The organism is Weissella confusa, from assembly GCA_041871065.1.
Taxonomy (GTDB): domain Bacteria; phylum Bacillota; class Bacilli; order Lactobacillales; family Lactobacillaceae; genus Weissella; species Weissella confusa_A.
The window spans coordinates 2,248,322-2,264,774 of sequence record CP168942.1 but is presented as its reverse complement, the minus strand read 5'-3'; the positions used below and the strand labels follow the sequence as shown (position 1 = coordinate 2,264,774).

Here is a 16,453-nt window from a genome sequence, read left to right as displayed (position 1 = left end):
GGGGATGTTAGCAGATATGTTACACATGCTGACAACACAATCTGGCGATATATTGACGGCGCTGCGTGAACACGTACTGCTTTCTTTGCTAGCGATTGTGATTGCAGCAATCATTGCCCTGCCACTGGCTATCGGTTTGATGAATCATCGCCGTGCTGGTGAGTGGGTGCTCCAAATTGCCGGGGTCATTCAAACGATTCCGAGTTTGGCAATTCTAGGGGCGTTAATTCCGTTTGTGGGTATCGGTATCGTGCCGTCAGTCATTGCGTTGGTGTTGTATGCGATTATGCCAATTTTTCAAAACGCTTATGCCGGTTTGACAGGGATTGATCCAACATTATTGGAAGCAGCTGATGCGTTTGGACTATCTAAGCGATTCAAGCTGTTCCGCGTTCAGTTACCACTAGCGATGCCAATGATTATGTCAGGGTTACGCATTGCGATGGTAATGATTATCGGAACCGCAACCTTGGCGGCGTTGATTGGTGGCGGTGGTTTAGGAACCTTCATCATGTTGGGCATTCAAACCAATAACAACGCTGAATTGTTGTTGGGTGCCATTTTGTCAGCCTTGTTAGCGTTGGTCTTTTCTTGGGGCATTAAGCTACTAAGTAAGCTGTCACTAAAGCGCATCGGCATTGTGATTGCGAGTTTGATTGTAATATTTGGTGGCGTTGCCGGTTATCGTGCGATTGTCCAACCAGCCGGTACGATTACGATTGCTGGAAAATTAGGTGGTGAGCCTGAAATTCTAATTAACATGTACAAGGATTTGATTCAGGAAGATAATCCACGTTTGAAGGTGCAACTAAAGCCTAATTTTGGTGGGACAACCTTCTTGTATAAGGCGTTGAAGAGTGGTCAGGTTGATATTTATCCTGAGTTTACCGGAACGGTTTTGCAATCATTGGTTAAGACAGATGGTCATATTCCACATGACCCCGTCACGGCTTATGAGCGTGGTAAGAAGCTGTTGAAGCAACAGAATAACTTGGATTATTTGCAACCGATGAAGTATCAAAACACGTACGCTTTGGCGGTCCGTAAGGCGGATGCTAAGAAGTACGATTTGAAAACGACGTCTGATTTGAAGAAGGTTGATGCCCAATTTGCAGCTGGGTTCGACCCGGATTTCGCCAAGTTGTCCGATGGTTATCCTGGTTTGCAAAAGGCGTACGACTTGAACTTCAGTAAGGTCGTCACGATGGAATCAAGTTTGCGTTATGAGGCGGTTGCCAATAAGCAAGTTGATGTAACGGATGCTTATACGACTGATCCGCAATTGAAGCAGGATGATTTGGTGTCGTTGAAAGACGATAAGCGATTCTTCCCACCTTACCAAGGTGCACCGTTGGTTAACGATGCGACATTGCAGAAGTATCCAAGCATTAAGAAGAGCTTGAATAAGTTGGCTGGTAAGATTTCAGAAGATGATATGATTCAAATGAATTATGAAGTAACGGTTCAGCATAAAAAGGCTGGGGATGTTGCCCGTGATTATTTGAAGCAGCATGGCTTGATAGATTAAACTTAGTAGGGTGCTCGGCAGTTGCTGAGCACCCTATTTTTGTTAGATTAGAAAATAATTATAAAAGTTGTTGACAAATTAAAAGTATGAGCATATCATAATCACATCAACGAAGACGAGATGTAGTAGCGATTGAAAAATCTGCAGAGAGCTAGCGTTTGGTGAAAGCTAGTGATTGGCAAATCGTGAAAATGGTCTCTGAGTTAGTGTGTGACTGCGAGCAGGTTCTGTAAGTGGTTACCGGGTGCGCCCGTTATAGCGCCAACGTATTTCCGGCGGCTGTCGACTAGTCCGGCTTGAAGGCGTACGTGTAAGCTTATTCGGGTGACTGAATAAGAAAACTGGGTGGTAACACGAGTCATTTCGTCCCGGGGATTGTGTCATAAGACACGGTCCCCGGTTTTTTGTTTATTCGGCCAAATAAACAGCCATCAAAGATAGGTTAATAAATTGGGTTTAAACGGAGAGTGGAAATTATGAGCAAGAAGATTATTACAAGTGCAGTTTTGACATTGGCAGTGGCCGGCGCAGTTATCCCAGCAACATCAGTTGTGGCATCAGCAAAGGAATTGAAGACGGTGAAGGTGGGAATCAATTCACCATCTAAGACGGATCAAGCCGTTTGGAACATTGTTAAGAAGAATGGTGAGAAGCGCGGTATCAAGATTAAGTTGATTACCTTTACGGACTTCAACCAACCAAACGCGGCTTTGAAGCAAGGCAATATTGATGCAAATGCCTTCCAACACTACGCTTTCTTGTCAGATTGGAATAAGGCGCACAAGGCAGACTTGCAACCAGTTGGTGAGACGGTTTTGGGACCTGGTCGCTTGTACTCAGATAAGTACAAGTCAGTGAAGGACATTCCAGACGGTGGGACGATTGCGGTTGCTAATGACCCAACCAATGAAGCGCGTGCCTTGTTCTTGTTGCAAGCAGCTGGCTTGATTAAGATTAAGGCAGGTGTCACAAGCCCAACTGTTCGTGACATCGTTTCAAGTTCTAAGAATTTGCACGTGAAGGAATTGGCAGCGGATCAAACGTTGGCTAGCTTGAATTCAGTTGATGCCGCCGTTATTTCAGCTACATTCGTTGAAGCAGCTGGTCGCAACCCGAACTCAGCCATCTACGTTTGGAATGCAAACAACAAGCAATCACACCAATGGGTGAACATTATTGCAGCGCGTCATGACGATGCTAAGAAGTGGTATATTAAGGCTTTGGTAAAGTCATACCAAACGAAGGAAGTTGGGCAATACATCAACGACCACAACAACGGTACGGAAATCGCAGCTTGGAAGGGTGCCCCTAAGGCTACGGTTGTGACGGCCGATACGGCTAGCGACGCGTCATCTGCATCATCAAACTAATCAAAAAATCGAGGGGGATTTGAATGGTAACAGCACTAGGAAACATCAGGGGAATCGCACGTCCAACGATTGTTGGTCAAACGCTATATGCGACGGAAAGTGTCGCGGACGAAATTGGGAATCGTTATCAAACGAATGTGGTGGTTGTGAATGAGACGGATACGACCACGTTGGTGAATGACGCAACCGATTTGCAAGGAACGACACAGGCTATTTTCTATCAGCATGATGGGCAACTATACCGCCGTTCTGTTGCTGGCGAAACGGTGCAATTAACGCATCAAAGTGATTCCATCACGAGTTTTGTGCCAACACCTGATGGGGCGGGTGTTGTGTTTGCTGTTCAAGTTGAAACACAAGCATCGTTTAATGCCGTCAGTGAGCGACCAACGGTGCGATATTATACGAAGCGCCATTATAAAGATGACGGCGTGGGCTTTATTGATGAGCAACGTCGCTTTGAGATTTATCAAGCCACGGCTTCAGGGGTGACGCGTTTATTGGGCACGTTCTCGTTGCCGGTTAAGGTTGCAGATGCGACTGATACGCAGGCGGTCATTATTGTGCAAACGAATGATGAGGACGCTCACGAATATCGTTCAGAATTACGCACGATTGATTTTGAAACTAAGACGCAAACCACAGTGCCCACGAATTTGGCACAGGTTTATGAAGCGACAATTGCACCAGATGCAACGCAAATTTTGGTTCTTGGCAACGATAATCAATATCCTAATCGACGTGCAGTAAGCCTGCATTATTATGATGGTCATCAAGTACGATTGGCTTTTGATGACGAAGAATTGTTGGCAGAACCCAATTCTGATGTCATCGTGCAGGGGCAAGGACGCCATGTGCGTTGGTTGGATTCAGAAACGTACATCTTTGAAACTGGCTACCACGGACACACGCGTCTATATCAAGGAACGGTAGCTGGCAAGATTACGCGACTGCTTGATGAGCCGCAACTGCTAACTGATTTTACGATTGTTGATCGTGAATTGGTGATTGCGCAACAAGATACGCGTCACCCAAGCAGTTTGATTACAGTCGATTTAGACACGCATGAACAAACGGTGCGTTATGATGCTAATCCGACGTTGTCGTTTACGGCAGCTGAAAAATTCACGTTTGCTAGTGAAGACGGTTCGGATGTGGATGGGTGGTTCTTACCAGCGCATTCAGAGGAGCCAGCACCAGTTGTGCTATATGTTCACGGTGGTCCTCATGGCGCTTATGGGGATGCGTTCTTCTGGGAATTCCAACGCTTTGCGGAAGCGGGCTACAACGTTGTCTTTACGAATCCGCATGGTTCAACAACATACGGCCAAGCGTTTATCAATGCAGTAGTAAACCATTATGGTGAACAAGATTATCGGGATGTATTAGCGGGCTTAGATAGGGCTATTAAACGTTATGCGGATAAGATTGATGCGACCCGACAAATCATTATTGGTGGGTCGTATGGTGGCTTTATGACGACTTGGGCCATTGGTCATACTGATCGATTCCAAGCGGCTGTTTCACAACGACCAGTAACAGAGTGGCTACATCTAACAGGTGCCAGTGACATTGGGTATAACTTTGTCGCTGACGAAATGGGGACAACGCCATATACGGAAGCTGGTCGAGCAGAATTGATTAAGCGCTCGCCAATTACGTACGCTGGAGCGGTTAAAACACCACTACTAATGATGCATGGTGAATATGATTTACGGACACCAATTGCGCAAACGGAAATGTATTTCACGGCGGTGAAGACGTTAACGGATACGCCGGTTGAAATGGTACGTTTCCCGCAATCATGGCACGGTGTATCGCGTAATGGGTTACCGAACTTACGCGATGCGCGACTGACTGTCATGTTTGAATGGTTAAATAAGACGCTTAAATAATGAAAAATCAGCCATCTCCCAACTTGTGTTGGGGGATGGCTGATTTGTTATATGTATGTCAATTTAGGTGCCAATGTTTCACGTGGAACGTTGGCGAATATGTATCGTTTTAAAAACGGCAGGTGATTTTACCATATGTTTGGGGAAAGTGGTCAAGTTTGACCGCTTCCGTGAATCTTTAAGCAAGTTGAGGTGTGATTGTATTGTTGATCCAATCAGTTAATTCATCAATACCAGTGCCCTTGTGAGAAACTGGATGGCTGAACCCCTCGTTAATGAAATGCCAGCTTGCAGTTTGACCATCATTCCCATAGGAAACAAAGTGGATCTTCAGCGAACCGTTTTCCCAGTTGCGAATGAGTGCTGGGCTAGCTTGCGCACCTTGGTAAAAGGTGAAGCCGTTAGCTGCAGCAAAATCAGCGACAAGTTGTGTGTAAATATTTTCGTTCATCAGTATGCTCCTTGATTTGTCACAGCAGCTGTTGGTCTAAAACACCTGACTTCAGTCAGGCGTTTTAGACCAAAGACGCACCTGATAAGGGCGACTTGGTCACGTCGGAGGTCAAAAAACCTCCGACATTCTCAGTCTGCTTTATATAATCTGTTCACGACAACATTGGTAATATTCAGTTGTAAATGTCTCTCCTTCCGTTGGTATATCTATCATTATAATGACGAAAAAAATAAATGGTAGTCTAGTAATTATTGGTTTTCATGCTAAAATCACCTGCCAAAATGAATCAATCAGTAGAGCCAAGCGATTTGAAAGTCGTTTGGCTCTTTTTGATTAAACGACAAATAATTTCGCACGCAATTCCTATACTTGTGTCATCAAGTAAGACGAGGTGATTGAAATGATGTATCGAAAAGGCGATTTTGGTGGCGCAAAATTTTCATGGTGAAGCGCTGGTGCTACGAAGCTGTGAAAAAGTGTTTTTATTGGTAAGGGAAACTCCTTCGGTGGTACGATTTGTGTGTAATTCTGTGGGGAAATTTTCAGTTTGGATTGGTATATTAATTTGTGCTTTTAAACCACAATATTGTTCCCAATTTTGTGGATTGATATTAAATGTTTTTAGTTCCTAGATATCGATTGCTTTTGTGTAGATATTTGCTGAGTTTGCGATGTTGTGTGGATACAAGAACTATGACTAACGTGGGTATAGGAGATCAGTTATGGGGTATTTATTTTTTGTCATTTTGATTTTATATATAGCAAACAAAGTTAGCGACAAGATGGCAGGTGTTTTGGTATTAATAGATATTGTGATTTATATTCGGGGTTTCATTGTTTATCCAAAGTTATTTGCGATTGCTACGACTGTGTTCATTATACTTGCAATTATTGGGATGAATGATGGCGAATCTAAACGGAAGCGGCAATTCAAAAAGTGGTTGGCACGTGATGCTCAGTCAACATATACATTAGACTCTTTGGATGATTCTTTTGAGAAAATTGCTGATAGCTTCCAATGTCAAGGAGATGATATTCCGTATGGACGGGCGGAATATTTTTTGAGTTCATTTGATGATCAGGGTGGCGAAGTTCTAGCTTATAGTCCAATTATGAGCTTGATTGAGTCGCAACTACGAGAGTTTGGTGCAGTAGTGACGTCTCGAGGAATGGGGTTTTCTCAACAGACTGGAATAAATGAAAAAACTGGTCAAGACACTGTAGAATCAGTATGGATTCCATATTCTGGTATGTGGAATGTAGAAATTGAAAATGATGAGACATTTTCTGTTAACTACGGAAGTAAGATTTTCACTACGCCTATTGGTTATTTTGTAAATGTTGATTTTGAATCATTAGTGATTAATTTAAACGACTTGATTGAATCTGGATTTACTCGTGATTTGTATACAGGGTTATTTGATAAGATTGCTGAGAATACAGAGATTGAAGAATCGTCTAATGATTTAATCAGTCAGGAAGCTAAGTTGGATTTTGTAAATAATGAAGCTCGAAAAGCAGATTTAAATATTCAAATCGATGAAGAAGGAAAGCGGATTTCAAGTGGGCTAAACACTCTTTCTGGTACGGTATCAAATTATAACCTGCATAATATTCAAACAAACCAAATGGTGAATGGGCCTCGTGGGTATGGTGTTGGTGCGGAGTATGCTAATAGTGTCCACGATGGAGGCTACTTAACAGATTCAGTTTTGAAAGGACAAGATAATGCCAAACACGGTGTAGATAGATTGAGCTTTGGTAATCAAGTTCAGGTAAAAACGTCAATTAAAGGTGGAACGAATAGCATAAAACTTGCATTCGACCATGGCGAATATAGTTATGGAGATATGCCTACTGAAGTACCTAAAGATCAATATGCAAAGTCCTTGGAATATATGCGTAATAAAATCGAAAATGGTAAAGTACCAGGGCATACCAATCCTGCAGATGCAAAAATGTTGGTGAAAAAGGGGCCATATAGCACTAATTTTTATGCGAACGTTGTTAAGGCGGGAACGATTGAATCATTGTATGTAGATACAATGAATGCGGTACAACTTTCGTTACCAGCAGCGGGAATTTCGTTTGTTATGCAGTATGCAGTTGCAAGATGGAACGGTCAAGAACAAAATGTAGCCGTTAAGCAAGCTGGGTATGCGGCCCTTAGAACCGGGGCAATATCAACGGGAATTATTGTGTTTGCTTCTCAGACAGCCAAGAGTGAGGTTGTAAATAGGTACGCTTCAAAATTAGCTATGACTACTCTGGGGAGACAGGTTGGATTTAATCCAGAAGCGGTTGGAAAATATGCCGGTGGTGTTGCAGTGGTTGCAATTACATTTGGTCCATCAATCGTTGATTCTCTCCGTGGTCGAATTTCGGTAGGACAGCTTGTTAAAAATTCAGTAGTTGGAGCTGCCTCAATTGCCGGAGGTGTTGCAGCGGGTGCTGCGGTCGGAAGTGTCATACCTGTTGTTGGGACGTTTATTGGAGCTGCAGCTGGTGGTCTGGCGGCTAGCACCGTAGCGAAAAAAGTGATGGATAATTTTATCGAAGATGATGCAAAAGAAATGTTCGAAATTTTTAAGGAAGAATTCATTGATGTTGTTATGCCTACTGGATTTTCGCAAGAGGAGTTTAGTCAGGTGATTGAAATGACCTTCCAAAATAAAAAGATGAGCAGTTGGTTGAAAGATATGTTTGCATCTGGGGATGCGCGACTTTATGCTCGCGAGGAATTGATTTCTGAAGCAGTAATATCTGTTTTACGGCAACGAGAATCTATATCAGAATCAGAAATTATAGACGCCTATGAAATGGCAGAAAATGAATTTGGCGTAGCTTAGTTGTTGTATAACGAGATGGTGTAGTGATTTATTAAACGATAACTGATGAAGGCGGATATCGTTTGACATGTTCCATGTGAAACAACAAAACCACGTTGGATTTTCCAACGTGGTTTTCATTACTTATCATTCTTGTCGATTTCAGTCTTGCGATCCAACTGGCTCAGCATGATTCGGGTACCGAGGTTTTGAATACCATCAAGCTTCAAGTTATCACGGATACCATCGTTCATCTTGTCTAGCATCGCTGCGAGTTGCGTCCATTCTTCAGGGCTTAGATAGTCGAGATACTCAGGGATGTAAAATAAGCTCTTTTCGGCTTCATGGCGACCTTTATCAGTGAGCTGAATTAATTGAATACGACCATCAGTTGGGGACTTTGTCTTAGTGACAAAGTCCTTTTTAACTAGCTTAGCGACGAATTCAGCTGTTGATTGCACACTCATGTCCAAGCGCTCAGCGAGGTCCTTTTGAGAAATATTATCGCCTTCACTTAATGCAACCAGTACTTTATTTTGCCCACGGAAAACGGGTGAGTGACGTTCAACTTGTTCATCAGCCAAGTGCTGAAGTGATGTAAATTCAAATAGTTTTGCTGCTAATTGGTGTTTTTCGATCAAATCAGCCATGTATCTTGCCGTCCTTAAATTTTTCTACTAATGCCAGTATAACAGGGTTCGTGACGAATATGAACTAAAATACACAGGGTACCTGAACAAAATTGTTGACATATTAATCAGGGTACCTTATTATTATTTTCGTCAGGTACCCTGATAATTAATTTTGGAAACAAGAAGGCAATATCATGAGTGAAGAGTATGCAGTTGAAATTGAAGGATTGACTAAGATGTTTGGCACGCAAACGGCGGTTGATAACGTGTCATTTAATATCAAGCGTGGTGAGGTGTTCGGTTTGCTTGGACCAAACGGAGCGGGTAAGACGACCACGCTGCGCATGATGACGACGTTGCTAAAGCCAACGTCAGGAACGATTCAAATTTTCGGACACGACGTTAAGAAGGAACCTAAGGTCGTTCGTTCATTGTTTGGATTGACTGGTCAATACGCATCGGTTGATGAGGATATTTCTGCTCGCGAAAACTTGATGATTTTCTCACGCTTGAATGGCTTGTCACGACGCGAAGCCAAGGAACGTACGGAAGAATTATTGAACAAGTTTTCATTGGTTGCATCGGCTGATAAGGCGATTTCGAATTTCTCAGGTGGTATGCGTCGCCGTTTGGATTTGGCAGTTAGCTTGATTTCACGGCCAGCGCTCATTTTCTTGGACGAACCGACAACGGGTCTTGATCCACGAACTCGTACGCAAATGTGGGATACCATTCGCGAGTTGGTCGCAGAAGGCTCAACAATCGTCCTAACGACTCAGTACTTGGAAGAGGCTGATGAATTAGCTGATCGCATCGCGTTGATTGACCACGGAAAGTTGGTCAGTCTCGGCACGCCAGCCGAGTTAAAGGCCCAAGTTGGGGGCGCAAAGCTGCGTTTGGAAATGACAGATGCACAACAAGCCGACCGGGCAAAGCAAATCGTAACTGATGCGTTGCACGAAGAAGTAAAGGTGGCCAATAACACTGTCACAGCGCCACTACGCGATACAAATCAGGTTGCAGGTATCTTGAGCCAACTAACGGCAGCGGGGCTCACAATGACGAATATGGCCGTTGAACAACCATCTATGGATGATGTGTTCTTTGCTTTGACGGTTGGAAAGAATTAAGGGAAATTAAGAAGGTTAGAATCATGATGGATGTACAAGCACACAAGACAAATATTATTGCAAACACGGCCACGATGGCATACCGTAATTTGCTAAAGACGTTACACAACCCAGACAAGTTTTTGGATGTGATTGTGCAACCCGTGATGTTCATGTTGATGTTTGGTTACCTATTTGGTGGGGCGATTGCCGGCAACGTACACGCTTATTTGCCAACGATTGTGCCGGGAATTCTCATGCAAGCGTTGATTTCAGCTGCATCAGGTTCTGGTACCCAAATTAGCGACGACATGAATTCGGGTATTTATGATCGTTTGAAGTCATTGCCAATCGCCCACATCGCACCATTGGCCGGACAACTATTCGCAGATATTTTGCGTTTGTTTATCGCTGCAATCGCGTCATTGACGACTGGCTTCCTAATGGGATGGCGTCCAACTGCTGGATTTGGTTGGGTAGTTGTCGTTGTGTTGCTAGATGTGTTCTTGGGATGGGCATTGAGCTGGGGATTTGCTTTGTACGGTATGGTTGCCAAGAGTTCAACGATGGTCGAAAGTGTCTCATTAATCACGATGCTTTTGCTAACGTTCCTATCAAGCGCATTCGTACCAGTTAGGACGTTGCCACATGTCATGCAAATTTTGGTAAACCTAAACCCAGTAACATATGTCATTAAGGCATCACGTGTCATGCTAAACCAAGGCGTTTGGTCGAACCAAGCCTGGATTGTACTAGGCGCTGGTGTATTGGTAGTTGCAATCTTTGCACCGCTAACTGTGTTGGTTTATAACCGTAAGAATTAATAATTAAAAGCCCTGCATCAAGGTTGTTTTCGAACTTTGATGCAGGGTTTTGTGTGATTTAGTAGTAATTGATAAACTCGCTCTGAGCGCAAATTCAGAGAGTGAGATCAACTTGACTTAGTACCATGTACCGAAGCTTACAACAAAGGTTATTGGTCCAGAGTGTTGACCATCTTTAGTATAAGCAACACTTGTATCGCGCTTGGGTTGCAAATCAACTGTAATTGGAGAACTAGCTGTTGGTTGAGGATTATCAGAGTAGTAAGTGAAGATATTATCACGGTTGGTCAATGTCGCAGTTCCTTTGAATACATTGAATTGACCATCTTGTGAACCATCTGCAGCATAAAGTGGAAATACGGCACTATCAAATGCGCCAGAATCTGAACCGTCATTAACGCGCATTGATAACGTCTTATTGTCGGGTAAAATTGCTTTTGTAAGCGATACGCTGAAATGCTCATTCATCTGTACTTCTGATGGAATAGTCAGCGAGAACTCGCCTGTGTCAGAATTATTATCTATGACTGTTGTTTCGTAACTACCGGCGCTATTGATGTCAGTTGCAAAGATCACACCACTCATAAAGGAGCTCGAAAGAAGCGTGGTGGCAAGCATCGTAAAAATTTTTCTTTTTTTCATTGTGACCCTCCATCTTTATCTGCTTTAATGTACATTTCTTTTTAACTCAAGCTCAGACTACCATTCAATTATGAACAAAATTCATTTGGACTTTTGTTAGTTCACTATTATCGAAAGGTTAGTATTTAAACCATTCATTGATTCATGAGGTTTCTCTAACTCTCGTGTTTGAATCTCCAAAACCCCTTCGTAGATTCCTTTTTTCAAGTCGGCTGTCATAACTTCACTTTGAATCGTCTTCCCTGGCTTCACGTAATCGGATTCGTAAACAACCTGCCCGGTTTCCTTAATCTTCATCACAAACTTGAAGTAGCACGGATTTCCTTTTGGATTCGTCAACTTCGTATAACTCGTTTTTGTAGTTTCATCAAAAGAAATTGATGTAACACCTGTAATTTTGATAGCCGGTGCTTTTGTCTTTTTTTGCTGCGTATGACCAAAGTCAGTTTGTAACTTCAAACCTGGTGACTTGTCATTAGTATTCTTAATTAGTATGAACACAGTAAATATCAGCGCTAAGACCATTGCTGCAATAGCCAATATGATGATTGCTTTTGTCTTCTTTTTCATGCAGATTTCTCCAATTTAGTCTTGTGTTAATCATTAATATACAAGTTCTTTTTGAATTAATTATTGGCAGCATAGGAACAGAGCAGACAAGTAGAAAATAGTAAAAAGAAAAACGCTTGGATGCAATTTCCAAGCGTTTTTCTGTATATTCGCCCCACATAAAATAGTAGGGGATTTAGCAGGGAACCAACTTCTATAAAGTGGTTTTAAATTCGTTTGTGTGGTTGAAAATCATTGATATATCGGTAGTCTCGATTTATCTTTTGATTTGAAATTATTCCCACTCAACAGTTGCCGGTGGCTTAGCCGTGATGTCGTAGACGACGCGGTTGATGTGGTCGACTTCGTTTACGATGCGGCGAGAAATCTCTTCCAAGATGTCCCATGGCAACTTTGCGAAGTCAGCCGTCATACCGTCGACTGACGTAATGGCACGGATGGCAATGGTGTAGTCGTACGTACGACCGTCTCCCATGACGCCGACTGAACGAACGCCAGTCAATACCGTGAAGTATTGCCAAACTTCACCGTCTAGGCCGTGCTTGGCGATTTCTTCACGCAAAATAGCGTCAGATTCGCGCACAATTTCAAGCTTGTCTTCAGTGACATCACCCAAAATACGGATTCCAAGACCAGGGCCGGGGAATGGTTGGCGCCAAACAAGTTCGTGTGGCATACCCAACTTTTCACCCAAAGCACGTACTTCATCCTTGAAGAGCGTGTTCAAAGGCTCAATCAATTGGAATTGCATGTCTTCAGGCAGTCCGCCAACGTTGTGGTGTGACTTAATTGTTTGCGCAGTATCAGTACCTGACTCGATAACGTCCGTGTACAACGTTCCTTGGGCCAAGAAGTCGATACCATCAAGCTTTGCAGCTTCTTCGTCAAATACGCGGATGAATTCGTTTCCGATAATCTTACGCTTTTGCTCAGGGTCAGTAACCCCGGCAAGCTTTGATAGGAAACGTTCTTGGGCGTCGACCTTGATGATGTTCAAACCGAACTTACCACCAAGTGATGCCATTACTTCATCAGCTTCATTCTTACGCAGCAAACCGTGATCAACGAAGATTGATGTCAATTGGTCACCGATGGCGCGTTGCAACAACACACCAACGACTGATGAATCAACACCACCAGAAAGTCCCAACAAGACCTTCTTGTCGCCGACCGTTTCGCGGATTTGCTTGATTTGCTCGTCGATGAAATCATCCATTGACCAGTTACGCTCAGCGCGAACAGCCTTGTCGACGAAGTTTTCCAAGATTTGCATCCCGTATTCAGTGTGTTGCACTTCAGCGTGGAATTGCACACCGTAGAAGTTGTGGTATGTGTCTTCCATTGCAGCGATTGGCGTGCTTTCTGACGTTGCAACCGCCTTGAAGCCGTCGGGAACTTGTTCAACATAGTCTCCGTGTGACATCAAAACAGTTTGCTTCTCAGGGGTGTTGCCGAACAATAGCGCGCTATCATCCGTCACATCCATTTCAGTTTCGCCGTATTCAGCTGAATCGTTAGCCGGTGCAACTTTTCCCCCTGGCAAAACGTGCGCCATCAGTTGCATACCGTAGCAGACACCCAAAATAGGAATGTTCAAGTTGAACACCTCTGGGTCAATTGTGAAGGCGCCGTCTTCGTAAACCGAGTTTGGTCCGCCAGAGAAAATAAGTCCCTTAGGATTTAGTTCCTTAATCTCGGCTGCCGTCAAAGTGTGGGGCTTTAGTTCTGAGTACACACCCAATTCGCGAATACGTCGTGAAATGAGCTGGTTGTACTGTGATCCAAAGTCCAAAACAAGAATACTGTCGTGTGCTTGTGTGTTTCCCATAATGTCCCCCATTAATAAGTTGTTTCTAATTATACGTACTTGTCGATATTTATCAATGATAACTTTTTGGAATGTTCGTAATTTGTTCACATATTACAATGTTCTCATAATTATAGTTACTAAAAATAAGTTATTGACGAAAAATACTTATTTTAAAGGGTTCATACGTTGATAATCAGGTTAATCGTTTTTAATAATTCAAAACCGATGATTTTTGTAATGACTTAGCCCTTGCATTATCTTAAATACACCTTTATAGTGGTAAAAATTAAATTTTTATATGGACTCTGAGTTGGCCAGTTTTGGCCGGCAAAACGAGTGGTCGGGTCGAGGGATTTTATACTTGGAGGTATTAGGAAAATGGTTTCACGTCGTAACTTAATTATTGGTGGAGTGGCACTTGTCGCAGTTGCAGGAATTGCATACGCAGCAACGTCAGGAAGCAACGGTGGTTCAAGCAATAAGTTCACTGCAGCGGTTGTTTCAGACACGAACGGTGTTAACGACAAGGGCTTCAACCAAAGCGCTTGGGAAGGTTTGGAGAAGTGGGGTAAGGAAAACGGCTTGGAAAAGGGCCAAAACGGATACAACTACTTCCAACCTAAGACAGTTGCGGATTACAACACGCAATTGACGCAAGCCGCAACGGCTAAGTACAACGTTGTCGCAGCAATTGGAAACACGTTTAAGGACTCAGTTCAAACTGTTTCAAAGAAGTACCCAGACACGAAGTTTGTGTTGGTTGACGAAATTGCTGGATCAAAGTACAAGAACGTTGCGTCAGTAATGTTCCGTTCAGAGCAATCATCATACTTGGTTGGTGTGGCTGCAGCTACGAAGGCTAAGACGATGGGCGATGACACGGTTGGCTTTGTTGGTGGTATGAAGAATCCAGTTATCGAAGCATTCTTGGCTGGTTACCAAGCCGGCGTGAAGTCAGTTGACCCTAATATCAAGGTAGATGCAACGTATGCTGGTACGTTCTCAGACCCTGCCAAGGGACAAACGATTGCGAAGGCTAAGATTGCACAAGGTGAGCACATCATCTTCCAAGCCGCTGGTGGTGTTGGAAATGGTGTCTTCCAAGCTGCGAAGGATCAAGACGCAACGTTGGCTGCCGACTCTAAGGATAAGGTATGGGTTATCGGTGTCGACATGGATCAAACTGACATGGGTGCCTACAAGACAAAGGATGGCAAGGCTGATAACTTGACGTTGACATCATCATTGACTGGAATCGGTCGTGGTGTGCAATTGGTTACTGAAGCTGCCCAAAAGGACAAGTTCCCTGGTGGTAAGACGGTCTACTACGGTTTGAAGGAAAAGGGTGTTGGTGTTACAACTAACAACTTGAACGCAGACGAGAAGAAGGCTGTTGAAGATGCAAAGGCAAAGATTATTGCTGGCGACATCAAGGTTCCAGACACACCTGAAAACTAATTAATGTAAACAAAAACCGCGATGAATTTAGGTTCATCGCGGTTTTTTAGCGTGGAATTAAACCGGCTGTTACGCTGGTTGCCTTCGCATCTTCGTATTCATGGTGATTAATTTTGTCATTATCTAGCATCGCGGCCAGCACGATGTTGCGACGCTTTTCGACCAATTCAGGATTGCTGTACAAGTCGAAGTTTGATGGACTTTGACCCAAACCGGCGATGATGGCCGTTTGTGACAACGTCAATTGAGACAAAGGCTTACCAAAATAGTAGTAGGCAATTGTTTGCGCACCGTATTGGTAGTGGCCTTCGTAAATTTTATTGACATAGTATTCCAAAATTTGTGCTTTAGAATGCGTTTTGTTCAACTGAAGCGCTAGATAAATCTCTTGAATTTTGCGGGTTGGTGTTTGATCCGCCTTGCTAGTTGAGAAAACGGTCAACTTAACAAGTTGTTGGGTGATTGACGAACCACCACAGGCAACGCCATCGCCAAAGCGGGCCTTGATGTTTGAAACAACCAAGTTGAATACCCCACCTAGGCTGACACCGTTGTTCGTTTCGAACGTGCGATCTTCGGTTGAAATCAACGCATTACGATAATCGTTCGGAATGTTGTCATAGGTGACATGAACTTGATTGTCCCCGGGACTGGGATTCGCTTTGAGGGCTGAATCCGTAATGGTTGGCGCTTGATGAATGGCGTAACCAACGTAAGCCCCACCCGCTAACAGCATGATGACAATGATGGTTGCCAGCCATTTCATCAGGTTTTTAACTGGATTGTGTCGTTGTCGACGTGTTTTGCGACTCGCCATCGGCAAATCCTCCGTAAGCATTATTCTGATAGCATACGGGGAATTTCCTTTAAAAGCAACGCTGAACTGTTAGTGACTTGGCGTAAGTGTGACGGTTAGGTGGTTGTCAGAATCGACGAAAGCGTCATAAGCAGCCGTGCCGTTATCACCAAGGAAGTGTTGGTTGTGGTTATCCTTGGCTTCCAAAAAGGCGCCGATAAATGAAGGGTGCATCCAGTGCATACCGAACTCGAATCCTTGGAATGTGCCAGGGTAGCGACGATCATTCGCGTCAGCATCAAAACGAATTTCAGTAACACCGTCTGCGGTATTCGTGATGTTCATTTGAAGTCCATCTTCATTGATAACTTCGGTAGTTCCAACTGGTAATGATGCAGGAATGGGGTACGTGATGGTACTCGTGTTGTTATATGCAGATGCAAGTGTTTCATATTGTCCTAAAGTCATCATGATGGTGGCCTCCTTTGTTTTGTTGCCATCATTATCGTTCGTCCTTAACAACTTGTAAATGAAAAA

At 43.5% G+C, this 16,453-nt stretch carries 14 protein-coding genes and 1 other annotated feature; of the genes, 7 read left to right on the top strand and 7 right to left on the bottom strand.

Annotated elements, in window-relative coordinates:
• Window positions 1-4: 4 nt before the first annotated feature.
• The 3 genes from ACAW68_11045 to ACAW68_11035 all read left to right on the top strand — a co-directional run bounded on the left by ACAW68_11045 (window position 5) and on the right by ACAW68_11035 (window position 4,793).
• A complete protein-coding gene (locus ACAW68_11045) occupies window positions 5-1,528 on the top strand; it encodes an ABC transporter permease/substrate-binding protein (GenBank protein ID XGA15971.1) in 1,524 nt (507 codons plus the stop codon).
• A gap of 103 nt (window positions 1,529-1,631) precedes the next feature.
• Window positions 1,632-1,902, top strand: a binding site (T-box leader).
• Window positions 1,903-2,004: 102 nt separating this feature from the next.
• Entirely contained in the window at window positions 2,005-2,898 is an 894-nt protein-coding gene (locus tag ACAW68_11040) for a MetQ/NlpA family ABC transporter substrate-binding protein (protein XGA15970.1), read from the top strand.
• A 23-nt stretch (window positions 2,899-2,921) separates the two neighbouring features.
• Entirely contained in the window at window positions 2,922-4,793 is a 1,872-nt protein-coding gene (locus ACAW68_11035) for an alpha/beta hydrolase family protein (GenBank protein XGA15969.1), read from the top strand.
• 178 nt (window positions 4,794-4,971) lie between these two features.
• On the opposite strand, the gene ACAW68_11030 is transcribed toward ACAW68_11035, so the two are convergent.
• Complete coding sequence (locus tag ACAW68_11030; GenBank protein XGA15968.1) at window positions 4,972-5,244, bottom strand: hypothetical protein; 273 nt, start codon at window positions 5,242-5,244, stop codon at window positions 4,972-4,974.
• A 725-nt stretch (window positions 5,245-5,969) separates the two neighbouring features.
• Here ACAW68_11030 and ACAW68_11025 point away from each other — a divergent pair.
• Window positions 5,970-8,096, top strand: coding sequence for a hypothetical protein (locus tag ACAW68_11025; GenBank protein XGA15967.1), 2,127 nt, complete (start codon window positions 5,970-5,972; stop codon window positions 8,094-8,096).
• Window positions 8,097-8,215: 119 nt separating this feature from the next.
• Here the strand turns inward: ACAW68_11025 and ACAW68_11020 are convergent, their stop codons facing one another.
• Window positions 8,216-8,725 (bottom strand): MarR family winged helix-turn-helix transcriptional regulator, encoded by a 510-nt coding sequence (locus tag ACAW68_11020; protein ID XGA15966.1) that lies wholly within the window; start codon window positions 8,723-8,725, stop codon window positions 8,216-8,218.
• Window positions 8,726-8,901: 176 nt separating this feature from the next.
• Between ACAW68_11020 and ACAW68_11015 the strand changes: the two genes are divergently transcribed.
• Both ACAW68_11015 and ACAW68_11010 read left to right on the top strand, forming a co-directional pair.
• Window positions 8,902-9,837, top strand: a complete 936-nt coding sequence (locus ACAW68_11015; protein XGA15965.1) for an ATP-binding cassette domain-containing protein — start codon at window positions 8,902-8,904, stop codon at window positions 9,835-9,837.
• 23 nt (window positions 9,838-9,860) lie between these two features.
• Entirely contained in the window at window positions 9,861-10,640 is a 780-nt protein-coding gene (locus ACAW68_11010; protein ID XGA15964.1) for an ABC transporter permease, read from the top strand.
• 117 nt (window positions 10,641-10,757) lie between these two features.
• Here the strand turns inward: ACAW68_11010 and ACAW68_11005 are convergent, their stop codons facing one another.
• From ACAW68_11005 to guaA, 3 genes are all read right to left on the bottom strand, one after another.
• Complete coding sequence (locus ACAW68_11005) at window positions 10,758-11,282, bottom strand: hypothetical protein (protein XGA15963.1); 525 nt, start codon at window positions 11,280-11,282, stop codon at window positions 10,758-10,760.
• Window positions 11,283-11,378: 96 nt separating this feature from the next.
• The gene (locus tag ACAW68_11000) at window positions 11,379-11,852 is read right to left on the bottom strand and encodes a hypothetical protein (protein XGA15962.1); all 474 of its coding nucleotides are present in this window, start codon (window positions 11,850-11,852) and stop codon (window positions 11,379-11,381) included.
• 274 nt (window positions 11,853-12,126) lie between these two features.
• Complete coding sequence (guaA, locus tag ACAW68_10995) at window positions 12,127-13,680, bottom strand: glutamine-hydrolyzing GMP synthase (GenBank protein XGA15961.1); 1,554 nt, start codon at window positions 13,678-13,680, stop codon at window positions 12,127-12,129.
• 360 nt (window positions 13,681-14,040) lie between these two features.
• Here guaA and ACAW68_10990 point away from each other — a divergent pair, with 360 nt between their 5' ends.
• A complete protein-coding gene (locus ACAW68_10990) occupies window positions 14,041-15,120 on the top strand; it encodes a BMP family protein (protein XGA15960.1) in 1,080 nt (359 codons plus the stop codon).
• A gap of 46 nt (window positions 15,121-15,166) precedes the next feature.
• Here the strand turns inward: ACAW68_10990 and ACAW68_10985 are convergent, their stop codons facing one another.
• Together ACAW68_10985 and ACAW68_10980 are read right to left on the bottom strand one after the other, a co-directional pair.
• A complete protein-coding gene (locus ACAW68_10985; protein XGA15959.1) occupies window positions 15,167-15,937 on the bottom strand; it encodes a transglycosylase domain-containing protein in 771 nt (256 codons plus the stop codon).
• Between the two features lie 69 nt (window positions 15,938-16,006).
• Complete coding sequence (locus ACAW68_10980; protein XGA15958.1) at window positions 16,007-16,387, bottom strand: hypothetical protein; 381 nt, start codon at window positions 16,385-16,387, stop codon at window positions 16,007-16,009.
• Window positions 16,388-16,453 lie beyond the last annotated feature (66 nt).